This window comes from Sorangium sp. So ce836, from assembly GCF_028553905.1.
Taxonomy (GTDB): domain Bacteria; phylum Myxococcota_A; class Polyangia; order Polyangiales; family Polyangiaceae; genus Sorangium; species Sorangium cellulosum_D.
Genome location: NZ_CP102233.1, coordinates 484,368 through 498,545 on the forward strand (window position 1 = coordinate 484,368; position 14,178 = coordinate 498,545).

Consider the following 14,178-nt stretch of genomic DNA (forward strand, 5'->3'; position numbering starts at 1 on the left):
AATACCCCCACAATGAAACTCCAGGTTGTCAAAAAGGAAACCATCGACGCGGATCTGCTCGATCTGCGGGCCTTTTGCCTGGTCGTGGATCTCGGGTCGATCACGGCGGCCGCGAGGACGCTGGGGGAGACCAAGGGCAGCGTCAGCCGCCGCATCACCCGCCTGGAGCACGCGCTCGGCGTCGAGCTGCTGCGGCGCAGCCCGCGGCGGGTGCAGGCCACGGAGGACGGCGTCGCCTACCGGATGCGGGTGGGCCGGGCGCTCGAGCTCCTGGAGGACGCGCACGCGGCGGTGCAGCAGGCGCGCGCCAAGCCGAGCGGGCACCTCCGGGTGACCGCGCCGTTCGATCTCGGGCTGAGCATGCTGGCGCCGCTCTCGGCGGGCTTCGCGGAGCGCTACCCGGAGATCTCGGTGGAGATGCTCCTCACCGAGGCGCTCCTCGACTTCGACGCCCACCAGATCGACGTGGCCCTGCGCGCGACCGCGAGCCTCCCGGACTCGTCGCTCATCGCCTACAGGCTGCAGCACATCGAGATGGGGCTGTTCGCGGCGCCGGCCTACCTCCGCAAGCACGGGCCCGTGCGCAGGCCCGAGGACCTCGCGGGGCACCGGCTGCTCCTCGCCCAGACCGCCCGCGGGCACGCGACGATCGGGCTGCAGCCGCGCGACGGCGGCGACCGCGCCGAGCTCCGGGTGCGCGCCGCGATCGCGGCGTCCGACTACTCCTTCTGCCGCGAGGCCGCGCTGGCCGGGGCCGGGATCGCGCTCGTCCCCGCGGTCAACGTGCGGAGCGATCTCGACGCGAAGCGGCTCGTGCCCGTGCTCAAGGATCACGCGATCGACGGCGCTGCTCCCCTCTACCTCGTGCACCCGGGGACGCGCTTCCTTCCGTCGAAGATCCGCGCCTTCCGCGACTACCTGCTCGACGCCTTCGGCGTCCAGGGGCGGCGCGAGGCCCCCGGCGCACGATAGCGGGCTCGTCCGTCGTGTCTCCCGGCCGGCGCCTCCCGGTCGGGAGACACGACGGACGAGCCGTGCGATCGGACGGACGCCGGCCGCGTCGCGCGATCGGACGGACGCCGGCCGTGCTCGCGCCCGTGCAGCGGATCACCACCGGCTGCTTCTAGGGAAGCAGCGCGACCGCAGCCCCGCCGCCGGGCGCTGCGCGGCGGCGGGCGCGGGCCCATGGACCGCCGCCGTCAGGGGGCGAGCCGCGGGGCGGCATGGGTGTTGCTGTTCCGTCGCCGCGCGGCGCTCCCGCGGATGGGTCGCGTCCACCGCCGTAACCGCTGCTCCTCTCAGCGTCTCTCACGGAACCCTCTCCGGCGCCGGATCGGCGGCGGGGCGGCGCCCGCGCGCCGGAGGAGCGGCCCCGCTTCCAGCCGCGCACCGAGGTCCATCTGCGCACGTTCATCGACAGGAAACGCTTTCTTCTGGTGCTCGCGGCGCTGCTCGCCCTGCCCGGGTGCAAGCGCGAGGGCGAGGCGAGCGCCGGCGCCCGGCTCGCCCTGGACGCCGCGATCCCGGCCGAGCTCCCGCGAGAGACGCGGCTCAGCATCGGTGATCCGACGGTGCAGAAGCAACTCCAGCTCTCGGGCGACATCGACCGGCTGCCGTTCCGCGTCGACTGGCAGAACATCAGCGGTGGGCCGCAGACCGTCGAGGCGTTCCGCGCCGGCGCCCTCGACGCGGGCGCGGTCGGCGACACGCCGCCCATCCACGCCACCTTCACCGGGCTCGACGTGAAGATCATCACGGTGCAGGTCCGAGAAAAGCCCATCTACGAGCTGGCCACGGCGCCGGGCGTGCGGCTCGCGTCGATCCAGGATCTCCGCGGCAAGAAGATCGCGTATTCGCCGGGACAGGCGCAGGGCGCGCTCGTCCAGCGCGTCCTCAAGAAGGCCGGGCTGTCGCCGCAGGACGTCACGCTCGTCCAGCTGAGCAGCAGCGAGTTCAAGGAGGCGCTCACCAGCCGCCAGGTCGACGTCGCGCCGCTGTCCGGCATCATCCTCCTGCGCTACCTGAACGAGTACCGCGCCGAGGGCGCCTCGTCGATCCCGCACGGGGTCCGCGACAATCTCGGCTTCCTCTACGTGCGCACGGCCGCGCTCGAGAACGCCGACAAGGCGGCCGCGCTGGTCGAGTACGCCAAGTGGCGGACCAGGGCCCAGCTGTGGGCGTACGAGCACCCGGAGGCGTGGATCGAGGCCTATTACGTCAAGGATCAGGGCCTGACGGCGAGGGAGGGGCGCTTCCTCATCGAGTCCGCCGGCAAGCCGCAATACCCGGCCGACTGGACCGAGGCCATCGCGCTGACCCAGGAGACCGTCGATCTGCTCGCCGAGGCCTCTGGCCAGAAGCGCTTCGAGGCCAGGACGATCTTCGACCTTCGCTTCCAGACGATCGGGGCGGAGGTGGCCGGCGCCGCCCAGGGCGCCGGACCGACGGACCGGCCGGCGACGGCCGGGAGGAGCACGCCATGACCACCGCACTGCCCACGAGGGCCTCATCGTCGCGCCTCGCCAGCATCCCGGATCTCACCGCGACGACCGAGGTCTCCTCGCCGCAGATCGGCGCGGGCGCGCCGCCGGTCCGCGGCCCGTCCGCCGTCCGCCGCTCGTCGCGCCGGCTCGGCCCGGGCCGGCGCATCCCGTACGGCCTGGCGCTCGGCCCGGCGCTGCTGCTCGCCGTCTGGGCCGTCGCGTCGGCGACCGGCGCGCTCGACGCGCGCGTGCTCTCCGCGCCGTGGACCGTGGTGAGCACGGCGCGCGACCTGATCGCCGACGGGCGGCTCCTGTCCAACCTGCTCACGTCGGCGCAGCGCGCGTTCCTGGGGCTCGCCCTCGGGGTGGGCCTCGGCACGGTCCTGGCTTTGCTCTCCGGGCTGACCCGCATCGGCGAGGCGCTCGTGGACGGGCCGGTGCAGATCAAGCGCGCGATACCGACGCTCGCGCTGATTCCGCTGCTGATCCTGTGGTTCGGCATCGGCGAGCAGATGAAGGTGCTCACCATCGCCCTCGGCGTGGTCATCCCGGTCTACGTGCACACCCACGCTGCGCTGCGCACCATCGACGCGCGCTACGTGGAGCTGGCCGAGACGGTCCGCCTGACGCGGTGGCAGTTCATCCGGAAGGTGGCCTTGCCGGGGGCGCTGCCGGGCTTCCTCATGGGCCTCCGGCTGGCGGTCACCGGCGCGTGGCTGGCGCTCGTCGTGGTCGAGCAGATCAACGCCACGAGCGGCATCGGTCACATGATGTCGCTGGCCCGCTCGTACGGCCAGACGGAGATCATCCTCCTCGGGCTCGTCGTGTATGGGCTGTTCGGCCTGGCCTCCGACTCGGCCGTGCGGCTCATCGAGAGAAGGACCCTGTCATGGCGTCGCATCCTGGCCGGCTGACCGCGCCGCCGCCCACGGTGCGGATCCGCAACCTGGTTCGCCGCTTCGGCGCCCGCACGGTCCTCGACGGCATCGATCTCGAGATCCAGCGGGGCGAGTTCGTCGCGCTGCTCGGCCGGAGCGGATCCGGCAAGAGCACGCTGCTGCGGGCGATCGCCGAGCTCGATTTCGAGGTGACCGGCTCGGGCGAGCTGCACGTGCCGGACAATCGAGCGGTCGTGTTCCAGGACACGCGGCTCTTGCCGTGGGCGCGCGTGCTCGACAACGTGATCCTGGGGCTCGACGCGCCCTCGGCGCGGGCGCGCGGGGAGGCGGCGCTCGCGGAGGTCGGGCTGGCGGGGCGGGAGCGCGCGTGGCCTGTCGAGCTGTCCGGCGGCGAGCAGCAGCGGGTGGCGCTGGCGCGGTCGCTGGTGCGCGACCCGGAGCTCGTGCTGGCCGACGAGCCGTTCGGCGCGCTCGACGCCCTGACCCGGATGCGCATGCACGATCTGCTGCGCGAGCTGTGCGCGCGGCACCGGCCGGCCGTGCTGTTGGTCACCCACGACGTCGACGAGGCGATCGCGCTCGCCGACCGGGTGCTGGTGCTCGAAGGCGGCCGCATCGCCGAGGAGCGGCGCATCGATCTGCCGGCCCCGCGCCCGCTCCGCGATCCCCGCTTCCTCGCGTACCGCGAGTCGCTGCTGGCCGCGCTGGGCGTCGCGCCGGCCGCGGCCTCGACCGAAGACACCGATTCTGGCTCTGAACTGGAAGGGAGTGCCCCGTGACCCATCGGCCCGGACGACTGCATCTCAACGCGTTTCTCATGAGCGTAGGCCACCACGAGGCCTCGTGGCGCTTGCCGGAGAGCGATCCGTTCGCGAACACGAACATCGAGCATTTCAAGAACCTGGCCCGCATCGCGGAGCGGGGGAAGCTCGACTCGCTGTTCCTCGCCGACAGCCCGGTGCTCTGGAACAACGTCGGCCGCAGGCCGGCCGGGACGCTCGAGCCGACGGTGCTGCTCGCGGCGCTCGCGGGCGTGACCGAGCACATCGGGCTGATCGCCACCGCCTCGACCACGTACAACGAGCCGTTCAACCTGGCCCGGAGGTTCGCGTCGCTGGATCACATCAGCGGGGGGCGCGCCGGGTGGAACATCGTCACGACCGCGGGCGTGGATGCGGCGCGCAACTTCAATTTGGACGAGCTGCCGGCGCACAGCGACCGGTATGCCCGGGCGGCGGAGTTCATCGATGTGTCGCTGAAGCTGTGGGACAGCTGGGACGACGACGCGCCGGTCGGCGACAAGGAGAACGGGCTCTGGGGCGACGACCGGAAGATCCATCCGCCGCGGCACGTGGGCAAGTACTTCAAGGTCGAGGGGGCGCTCAACGTGCCGCGCCCGCCGCAGGGGTATCCGTTGCTGGTGCAGGCCGGATCGTCGGACGACGGCAAGGAGCTGGCGGCGCGGTACGCCGAGGCGGTGTTCACGGCGCAGCAGACGCTGGAGGACGCGCAGCAGTTCTATACCGATCTGAAGGCGCGGGTGCGGGGGCTGGGGCGCGATCCGGAGTCGATCAAGATCTTGCCTGGGATCGTGCCGGTGATCGGGGCCACCGAGGCGGAGGCGAAGGCGCTCGACGCGGAGCTCGAGCGGCTCATCAAGCCGGAGTATGCGAAGCGGCAGCTCGCGCAGACGCTGCGGGTGAAGCCGGAGGAGCTCGATCTGGACGCCGAGCTGCCGAGGGATCTGCCGAGCGAGGATCAGATCGAGGGGGCGAAGAGCCGCTACACGCTGATCGTGAGCCTGGCACGGCGGGAGCGGCTGACGGTGCGTCAGCTCATCGGCCGGCTGGGCGGCGGCCGGGGGCACCGGACGTTCGCCGGCACGCCGGAGCAGGTGGCGGACGCGGTTCAGCACTGGTGGGAGCAGGGGGCGGCCGACGGGTTCAACGTCATGCCGCCGGTGCTGCCGTCGGGGCTCGCGGCGTTCGTCGAGCACGTGGTGCCGATCCTGCAACGGCGCGGGCTGTTCAGGACGGAGTACGAGGGCAGGACGCTGCGCGAGAACTACGGGCTGCCGCGGCCGGCGGCGAACCGCAACCACGGTCAGGAGCTGGTCGAGGCGGCGGAGTGAGCTGAATTACGGTTGGGCTGCCGGCTGGTTGGGCCGCAACCTGGGTCGCCGGAACCTGCGCCGGAAGCTCAACCCCGGTCGGGCGGCGGAAGCTCAATCCCGGTCGGCCCGCAACCCGGGTCGGAGACCTCAACCCCGGTCGGGCGGCAGAAGCTCAACCCCGGTCGGGTGGCCAGCCCGCAACCCGGGTCGGAGACCTCAACCCCGGTCGGGCGGCCGGCCGAGGCGGCCCGCAACCCGGGTCAGGGTCAGAACCCCAATCCCGGTCGGGTGAGCCCGGTTCAGGTAACCCACCGCGCAACCCGGGTCGGGCGGCCTGGCCGGACCCGCAACCCCGGTCGGGCGAGCAGCAGGCGCCGGTGAGCTGCTCAGGCGAGCCATAAGTAAATTAAAATACAAAGTGCCCCACCCCCGGTCGGGTAAGCCCAACCTGGGTCGGATAAGGCCGGTCGGGAGAAGGCGGCATCTCGGGAGCCCAACCCCGGTCGGGTAAGCCCGTTTGACGAGTCACAACCACGCGACTTTCTTATCAAATCCGGAGGAGACGAGCGCCCGTTCATGTAGCCTGCGTCCGACATGCGCACTCTTTTTGCTACATGGTTTGCCATCACCCTGTCCGCCTTGGCGGTTGCCGCCTGTGGAGATGACGACGGCAGCGACCTGCCGTCTGAGGGCAGTGGCGGTGACGGCGGTGCAGCTGGCGTGGGCGGTGGCACCGGCAGCGCGGGCGCTCCGGGGGAGGGCGGCACCGGCGGCAGCGCGGGCACCGGCGGCAGCGCGGGCACCGGCGGCAGCGCCGGCACCGGCGGCAGCGCCGGCACCGGCGGCAGCGCCGGCACCGGCGGCACCGGCGGCAGCGCCGGCACCGGCGGCAGCGCCGGCACCGGCGGCGGCGCCGGCACCACCGCCTCGCGCGACCTCCTCGATCAGCTCCAGGCCATCGACGGCCTCACCGCCGTCGAGCACGACTCGAGCCTCCCGGGCTACCGCTACTTCGTCCTGGAGCTCGACCAGCCCGCCGACCACGACCACCCCGACGCCGCGCGGTTCCAGCAGCGCCTCCTCCTGCACTACCGCGATCCCGCAGCGCCCGTCGTCCTCGTCTCCGAGGGCTACAACCTCTATCCCGACGCGCAGTGGCTCGACGAGCCCGCCGAGCTGCTCGCCGCCAACCAGCTCCGCGTCGAGCACCGCTTCTTCACCCCCTCCCGCCCCGCGCCCGCGGACTGGTCGCTGCTCACCATCGAGCAGGCCGCCGCCGACCTCCACCGCGTCATCGCGTCGCTCCGCCCGCTCTACGAGGGCCGTTGGATCTCCACCGGCGCCAGCAAAAGCGGCATGACCGCGATCTACCATCGCCGCTTCTACCCCGCCGACGTCGACGGCACCGTGGCGTACGTGGCCCCGCACAGCGCAGGCGTCTCCGACCCGCGCTACCGCGACTTCGTGGCAGAGCGCGGCGACCCCGCATGCCGGCAGGCCCTCCAGCACTTCCAGCGCGAGGTGCTGCTGCGCCGCCCCGCCATGCGCGACCTCATGGAAGCCGAGGCCGCCGAGCTCGACGTCACCTATGACCTCCTCGGCATCGACAGGGCCCTCGACATCGCCGTCATCGAGTCCGTCTTCTCCCTCTGGCAATACAAGGACTCGAGCTTCTGCGCGCGCGTCCCCACCGCCGCGTCGGACGACGCCGCCGTCTGGGCCTTCCTCGACGAGGCGAACGCCCCCCGCCTCTGGTCCGACCCCTACCTCCTCGCCATGGAGCCGTATTACTGGCAAGCCGCGGCAGAGCTCGGCTACCCGAGCTTCGCGGAGGAGCACATCGCCGATCTGCTCCTCTACCCCGGCGCGAACGTGCCCACCTCGTTCGTCGAGGCCGGGCCCGGCAAGACCCCGAGCTTCGATCCCAGGGCCATGCAGGACATCTCCGCCTGGCTCACCACCGAGGGCGAACGGCTGCTGTTCATCTACGGCGAAAACGATCCGTACACCGCGGCCGCCTTCGACATCGGCGCCGCCCGCGACTCCCACCGTTTCATCGCGCCCGGCGGCACCCACGGCGCCGTCATCCTCTCGCTCGCGCCGGCCGACCAGGCGCTCGCCCTCGGAGCGCTCGAATCCTGGACGGGCGTCGCGCCGAGCCGCCCCGAGCCGGCGGCCCTGCGACCCCTGCTCCGGGGCCGGCGCTGGATGTCGCGCGACTAGACAGCGCCGCGTCGCCCACGAAAAAACCTATCCTATCGCTCCTCCCACGGGGTCACCCCCGGGCCGCCGCCGCCGCCGCGCACCGCGCCGCGTAGGCGGCGGGCGTGAACCCGACCTGCGCCTTGAAATCACGGATCAGGTGCGCCTGATCGTGATACCCGAGCTCGGTCGCGAGCGCCGCCCACGCGACGGACGCCCCCGACGCCACGCGCTCCGCGGCCTCCTGGACCCTGGATCGCCGGATGATCCACTTGGGCCCGACCCCGATGTACCGCTCGAACGCGCGGTGCAGCGTGCGGACCGAGACCCCTGCGATCCGCGCGAGATCCTCGGCGCGGTGGATGTCGCGATCCCCCTGCGCGCGCGCGGCGAGCGTCATCGCCTCGTCGAGCCCCGGATCCGAAGGACCCCTGTGCGCCCGGAGGAGCGCCTCGATCGCCCGGACCCCGAGGAGATCGTCAGGCTGATCGAGCACGTCGCGCTCCAGCGCGCTCGCCGCGTCGCTGAAGACCTCCGCGAGCGGGACGGCCCGATCGACCAGCCGGCGCATCGGACAGCGCACGAACGGGAAGAAGCCCCCCGGCTTGAACTTCGTGGCCACGACGCGCCCCGTCCCCTCGAGCCGGGAGACCTCGCGCCGCATCCCGAGCCCGTTCACGATCGACCCGTTCACCTGGATCGCCAGGTTGACGCAGGGGTGCGGCAGGATCTCCTGCTCGAACGGCGCGGGGAGCGACCAGCGGACGACCCAGTGCCAGTCGACGAGCGCGGCCAGATCCGGCGCGGGCGCGTGGCGGCGCAGCTCGAAGCGCTTGAGCCCCTCCGCGGGGTTCAAGATGCCGAGGGTGCGACCTCCGGGGGGGATGCTCGGGCTCATCGCGTGGCGCTCTTTTACAATACGCGGCCCAGCCCGGGCAGTAGGGTCCGGCCCGGAGGTACGACATGGCTGATTCGACCACGCCCGCCCGGGGAAACCTCGTCTTCTACCATTCACCGAACACGCGCGCGTCGGGCACGCGCATCCTCCTCGACGAGCTCGGCGCGCCGCACGAGCTGCGCGTCCTCAACATGAAGGCCGGCGAGCAGCGCAAGGCGCCTTACCTCGCGGTGAACCCGCTCGGGAAGGTCCCCGCCATCGTGCACGACGGCGCGCTCGTCACCGAGCAGGTCGCCATCTTCATCTACCTCGCCGACCTCTTCCCGGAAGCGGGCCTGGCCCCGGCCCCTCGCGATCCGCAGCGAGGCCCCTACCTCCGCTGGCTCGTCTACTACGGGTCTTGCTTCGAGCCGGCCATGACCGATCGCGCGATGAAGCGCGAGCCCGCGCCGCCGGCCATGTCGCCTTACGGCGATTACGACACGATGCTCGGCGCGCTCGTGGAGGCGCTCCGACAGGGCCCCTACCTGCTCGGCGAGCGGCTCTCCGCGGCCGACATCCTCTGGGGTCCGGCGCTCCGGTGGATGACGCAGTTCAAGCTCATCCCCGAGCTGCCGGAGATCACCGCCTACGTCGCCCGGATCTGCAGCCGGCCGTCGTTCGCGCGGGTCATGGCCGACGACGCGCAGCTCGCCGCGGCGCACGAGGCGGCCGTCGCGGCGGCGGCGCACGCGAGCTGACCCGTCGACGCGCCGCCGCGGACCGTCGGCGCACGGAGCGCGAGCGAGCCTCGCCGCCCAGCTCGTCCGCGTCGGAACGAGCGCGAGCCATGCGGCGCCGGGCGCGATCCGGTCCCCAGATCGGCGTTGCCCGCCCCTTGCCTTCATGATGAGCTGGGCGGCATGGTCGCTTCGAAGCTTGTTGCGGTCCTCTCCACATGCACCCTCGCGCTGGCGGCCTCCATGACCGGAGGCTGCACCGCGTCAGACGCCACGAATCCCGATGCGGACGACTGTTCGACGCCGGGACAGAACCAGTTCCTCTTCGACCTGATGCGGGACGCCTACCTCTGGTACGACCGCGTGCCGGACCTCGATCCCCGATCCTACCCCTCGCCCGAGGCGCTGCTCCGGGATCTCGCCGACCCGTCGCGGGACCGCTGGAGCTACATCTCGAGCAAGAGCGATTACGAGGCCTATTTCCGGGAGGGGCAGACCCTCGGGCTCGGCTACCGGTGGAGCTTCGACCCGGAGGGCAGCCTCCGCCTCGCGCTGGTCCACCCCGCCTCGCCGGCCGGAGCCGCCGGCCTGCGGCGCGGCGACAAGGTGCTGGCGATCAACGGGATCGATGTCGAGCAGGTGGCGAACGACAACCTCTGGTCGGAGGTGACGGGCCCCGACGAGGAAGGACACGAGCTCTCGCTGACGATCGAGCGCGCGGGCAAGGAGGTCTTCACCGTCGCCGTCCGGAAGGCGGTGCACGGCGTCACCACGGTGATGAGCCCGCGGATCCTGCAGGCGGGGTCCGCGACGGTCGGTTACCTCATGCTCACCACGTTCATCGAGCCCACCACGAAAGAGCTCGACGACGCCTTCGCGATGTTCCGGGAGAACCACGTCGACGAGCTCGTCCTCGATCTGCGTTACAACGGCGGCGGGCGCCTCGCCGTCGAGCGGCACCTCGCGAGCCTCATCCACCGGCCCGCGGAGAAAGGCGCGCTGCTCGACATCACCGCGCACAACGACAGGCACGTCACGTGGGACAAGCGGGCTTCGTTCGAGGACCTCGACCAGCCGGCGCTCTCCCTGTCCCGGCTGGTCGTCATCACCACGGGCGGCACGGCCTCCGCGAGCGAGACGCTGATCAACAGCCTGCGCGCCTACATCGACGTCAAGATCGTCGGCTCGACGACGCACGGCAAGCCCGTCGGCATGCACGGGTGGGACTATTGCGACAAGATCGTGCACCCGATCTCGTTCCGGGTGCTCAACGCCAAGGAAGAGGGCGATTTCTACGACGGCTTCGCCCCCGACTGCCCCGTCACCGACACGCTCGAGGCGGAGCTCGGCGACACGGACGAGGCGTGCCTCGCAGAGGCCCTCCACCTGCTGCAGCACGGCGCTTGCTCCACCCCGGCGCAGCCGGCCGAGGCAAGCGAACGACGCGCCGCCCCGCCGCCGGAGATCCCCTGGGACGGCTTCCGGCGCGAGGTCGGCGCGCTCTGAAGCGCTCTCGCCCTCACCGGATTTCTCGCGCGCCGGGCCAGGGCCCGTACGGCCGCCCGGCCCGGCGCCGCCCGGCAGGCCGCGTGCGCCGGCGCGCCGGCGTAAAAGACGGCAGCGACCGGCTTGACACGATGCGCGGCTTGGCGGACATTCCTCCGCCATAGCGGACACATGGCCCGCGGCCAGGAGGACTGTCATGAGCCTGCAACTCGGAAGCATCGCGCCCGATTTCGAGCAAGAGTCCACGCACGGGACCATCCGGTTCCACGAGTGGGCCGGGAAGTCGTGGGTGATCCTGTTCTCGCACCCGAAGGACTTCACCCCCGTCTGCACGACCGAGCTCGGCGCGGTCGCCAACCTCAAGGCGGAGTTCGACAAGCGCGGCGTCAAGCCCATCGCCCTGAGCGTCGACGACGTCGACTCGCACAAGCGCTGGTCCGTCGACATCGAGGAGACGCAGCGCACGAAGCTGAACTACCCGATCCTCGCCGACGTGGACCGGAAGGTGTCCACCCTGTACGGGATGATCCACCCGCAGGCGAACGACACGCTCACGGTCCGGTCGGTGTTCGTCATCGATCCGAACAAGAAGATCCGCGCGACGTTCACGTACCCCGCGAGCACCGGGCGCAACTTCGACGAGATCCTGCGCCTCATCGACTCGCTGCAGCTCACGGACAGCCACTCCGTGGCGACGCCCGCGAACTGGAAGGACGGCGATGACGTGGTGATCGTCCCCTCGCTCCAGGATCCCGAGGTCCTCAAGCAGAAGTTCCCCAAGGGCTACAACGCCGTTCGCCCGTACCTGCGCCTCACCCCGCAGCCGAACCGCTGAGGCGGCGCGGCGCGGCGCGGCGAGCGCTGAGGACTGCATGCGATCCGCGACGCGGCCCCTCGCGGCGCTCGCCGTGACGCTCGCGGCGTGCTCGCGCGCGCCGGCGCGCGACACGCTCGGGGCGACCGGCGACGCCCCGAAGCCGGCGGCGCCGGCCGCCGGCCGCGGATGGCGGCTCGTGCACCACGAGACGTTCGATGCCCCCTTCCAGGAGCCGGCGGCGTGGACCGAGGACGCGTACGGCGACGCGAGCCCGTATCACGTCGACGTCTTCGACGACGACGGCGAGTTCTTCGCCGCGCGCGGCGGCGAGGCGTTTCGCGAAGGCCTGCGGCGGTTCCGCTCGTTCCGGAAGTCCTTCACGTACGGCGAGGGAGGCTGGCTCACGGTCGAGCTGTACGGCCGGGACAGCGACCGCGACGGCGTGCCCGAGACGGGCGGCCGCTTCGAGGCCGTCTCCGGCAAGGCGAGGCTCGTCTCGACCCGCCATTACGACGGCGCGATCCTCCGCTCGACCGCGCCGCTGCCGGCGCGGTACCGCGTCGAGGTGACGGTCTCCAACATCGACTTCGGCGGCCAGCGCGAGGGCAGCTGGACGCACGGGGGCAAGATCAACGGCTACGACGGGGACGAGGTGGCCGACCCGTGGCGGTTCACCGATCGGAGCACGAAGCCGCTGTCCGCCACCTTCGGAAACGGCGTTTACTTTCTCTGCATCACCGATCACGCGCGGCCGGCGCCTCACAACAACGTCTTCATCCATCATCACCGGAAGGTCGTGATGGACACCGACAGCAACTTCGGCGACGACGGCCCCTGGTCGGCGGTCTGGAACCCCGTGACCGGCCGGGCCGAGCCGGACGGCTCGCGGTACGTGAGCATGATCTGGCTCCGCGGCGACGCGTTCGGGAGCCCCTGGACCGGCAACGGGTTCACGTCGTACACGGCCGGCGGGTGGAAGGACGGCCCCGTCTTCGTGGACAAGTACCTCGACAAGGAGACCTACGTGTTCACCGTCGAGCGCGACGGCCAGGGGTATGCGATGTCCGCGGCGGGCAGGTTCCACCACGGCGGCCTCACGACGTACGCGGCGCGGCGGGGGTTTCGCGAGCCGCCGGTGACGTGGCATTTCAACCAGCGCCCCGACGAGCTCGAGGGCCAGGGCTATGGCGAGACGGTCGACTTCGGCGAGCCGTTCGAGACCTGGCCGGCGGGGTCGGCGTACCCGGATCACTTCTTCTTCGGCGACCCGCACATCAACTATTATGAGGGCACCGCCGAGTTCGACGACGTGAAGCTGTACCTGCCTGACGACGGATAGGCGTTCTTCCCCGGCGGAGCGCGCCGCGCGCGCCGGCGAGCCGCTCTGGCGCGTCGCGGCCGGGCGGCGTGCCTCCCCGGTCAGCCGGTCACCTCGCGGAGGAGCCTCCGCACGTGCGTCAGCACCATCTTCACCTTCGGTATCTCTGCCAGCGCCTCGGGCACCGTCACCCGCACGGCCCGCTCGCGGCCCACGATCTCCGGCAGGACCGCGACGAGCTCGTCGCCGGTGGGCTCATCGATCATCGCGTCCGGGATCAGCGCGATGCCCAGCCCGGCCAGGCAGCAGTGCCGGACGAGGTGGATGTCGGCCGCGATCAAGGCCGGCTCCACGGGGAATTGGCCGCCATTGCGGGTGGGCCACGCGGACGCGTCCTCGCCCGGCGCGCGCCAGGAGAGGAGCTCGTGGCGGGCGAGATCGTCGATCGAGGCCGGCGTCCCCCGCCGCGCGAGGTATTCCTTGCTCGCGCATAGCCGCTCTTGAACCCGCATGATCACGAGCGAGAGCCAGGGCCCTCTCGGGGCGCCCTCGCCGAAATGCACGGCGACGTCGACGTCGACGAGCGATTCGGAGAGCGGGTCGTTGCTGAACTCGTAAGAGAGGCGCAATTGCGGGTATGTGCTCCGGATCGAGGCGAAGATCGGCGCCATGAGGTGCGGCGGCAGGCCCACGGGCAGGACCAGGCGCAAGAGCCCCGAGGGCTCGCGCCCGATCTCGCGAATCGACGAGATCAGCGCGCTCGCCTCCTCGACCATCGCTTGCCCCCGGTCCGCCAGCGCGCGCCCCGCCTCGGTGAGCACGACCCCCTGTCGGCTGCTCTCCAGGAGGGGAACACCGGAGCGCGCTTGCAGGGACTCCACGCGGCGCCGGAGCGTCGTGCGCGGCGTGCCGGTCACCTCGGCCGCGGCGTGAAACGAGCCTTGCTTGACGACGTGCAGGAAGGCCTGCAGCTCCTCGAGATCCATCGGGTCCCCTCGTTGACCGTAACGCGGCCCACGGCGGGCCACCCGCGGTCATTGTACGCGCAGCGGCGGAACCTATCCTGGATCCTCGGGTGAGGCTCCCGAGCCTCCAACCGAACGGACCCCCGCCCAGCGGGAGCTCCCCGGAGCAGTCGACCGCGTCACGGCTCGAGGCGACCCCGGGCCGTTTGGACGAGCTCCCGCGGGCCGTGGAGTCGAGGACGCCTCTTCGACCCACGG

The 14,178-nt window shown here is 71.6% G+C and carries 12 protein-coding genes; 10 read left to right on the top strand and 2 right to left on the bottom strand.

All coding sequences use genetic code 11. The annotated features are described in order from the left end of the window. Positions 1 to 12 precede the first annotated feature (12 nt). From NQZ70_RS01835 to NQZ70_RS01860, 6 genes are all read left to right on the top strand, one after another. Positions 13 to 972, top strand: coding sequence for a LysR family transcriptional regulator (locus NQZ70_RS01835; RefSeq protein WP_129572682.1), 960 nt, complete (start codon positions 13 to 15; stop codon positions 970 to 972). A gap of 464 nt (positions 973 to 1,436) precedes the next feature. Beyond that, the gene (locus tag NQZ70_RS01840) at positions 1,437 to 2,483 is read left to right on the top strand and encodes an ABC transporter substrate-binding protein (RefSeq protein WP_129572683.1); all 1,047 of its coding nucleotides are present in this window, start codon (positions 1,437 to 1,439) and stop codon (positions 2,481 to 2,483) included. Then, positions 2,480 to 3,397, top strand: coding sequence for an ABC transporter permease (locus NQZ70_RS01845; RefSeq protein WP_129572684.1), 918 nt, complete (start codon positions 2,480 to 2,482; stop codon positions 3,395 to 3,397). The genes NQZ70_RS01840 and NQZ70_RS01845 overlap by 4 nt, the downstream gene beginning before the upstream one ends. Continuing rightward, positions 3,373 to 4,161 carry an ABC transporter ATP-binding protein gene (locus tag NQZ70_RS01850; RefSeq protein ID WP_129572685.1) on the top strand — a complete coding sequence of 263 codons (789 nt, stop codon included), beginning with the start codon at positions 3,373 to 3,375 and terminating at the stop codon, positions 4,159 to 4,161. The genes NQZ70_RS01845 and NQZ70_RS01850 overlap by 25 nt, the downstream gene beginning before the upstream one ends. Next, positions 4,158 to 5,513 carry an LLM class flavin-dependent oxidoreductase gene (locus NQZ70_RS01855; RefSeq protein WP_207217717.1) on the top strand — a complete coding sequence of 452 codons (1,356 nt, stop codon included), beginning with the start codon at positions 4,158 to 4,160 and terminating at the stop codon, positions 5,511 to 5,513. Before NQZ70_RS01850 ends, NQZ70_RS01855 begins: the two co-directional genes overlap by 4 nt. A 702-nt stretch (positions 5,514 to 6,215) precedes the next feature. Next, a complete protein-coding gene (locus NQZ70_RS01860) occupies positions 6,216 to 7,718 on the top strand; it encodes a S28 family serine protease (RefSeq protein WP_165373751.1) in 1,503 nt (500 codons plus the stop codon). Between the two features lie 52 nt (positions 7,719 to 7,770). Here the strand turns inward: NQZ70_RS01860 and NQZ70_RS01865 are convergent, their stop codons facing one another. After that, entirely contained in the window at positions 7,771 to 8,595 is an 825-nt protein-coding gene (locus tag NQZ70_RS01865) for a DUF6597 domain-containing transcriptional factor (RefSeq protein WP_129572688.1), read from the bottom strand. 65 nt (positions 8,596 to 8,660) lie between these two features. On the opposite strand from NQZ70_RS01865, the gene NQZ70_RS01870 reads away from it, so the two are divergent. The 4 genes from NQZ70_RS01870 to NQZ70_RS01885 all read left to right on the top strand — a co-directional run bounded on the left by NQZ70_RS01870 (position 8,661) and on the right by NQZ70_RS01885 (position 12,976). Continuing rightward, positions 8,661 to 9,335 (top strand): glutathione S-transferase family protein, encoded by a 675-nt coding sequence (locus tag NQZ70_RS01870; RefSeq protein WP_129572689.1) that lies wholly within the window; start codon positions 8,661 to 8,663, stop codon positions 9,333 to 9,335. Positions 9,336 to 9,497: 162 nt separating this feature from the next. After that, on the top strand, positions 9,498 to 10,820 hold the full coding sequence (locus tag NQZ70_RS01875) for a S41 family peptidase (RefSeq protein WP_129572690.1): 1,323 nt from the start codon (positions 9,498 to 9,500) through the stop codon (positions 10,818 to 10,820). 196 nt (positions 10,821 to 11,016) lie between these two features. After that, positions 11,017 to 11,655 carry a peroxiredoxin gene (locus NQZ70_RS01880; RefSeq protein WP_129572691.1) on the top strand — a complete coding sequence of 213 codons (639 nt, stop codon included), beginning with the start codon at positions 11,017 to 11,019 and terminating at the stop codon, positions 11,653 to 11,655. Between the two features lie 37 nt (positions 11,656 to 11,692). After that, a complete protein-coding gene (locus tag NQZ70_RS01885) occupies positions 11,693 to 12,976 on the top strand; it encodes a hypothetical protein (protein WP_129572692.1) in 1,284 nt (427 codons plus the stop codon). An 80-nt stretch (positions 12,977 to 13,056) separates the two neighbouring features. Here the strand turns inward: NQZ70_RS01885 and NQZ70_RS01890 are convergent, their stop codons facing one another. Next, positions 13,057 to 13,941, bottom strand: coding sequence for a LysR family transcriptional regulator (locus NQZ70_RS01890; protein ID WP_129572693.1), 885 nt, complete (start codon positions 13,939 to 13,941; stop codon positions 13,057 to 13,059). Positions 13,942 to 14,178: the final 237 nt, after the last annotated feature.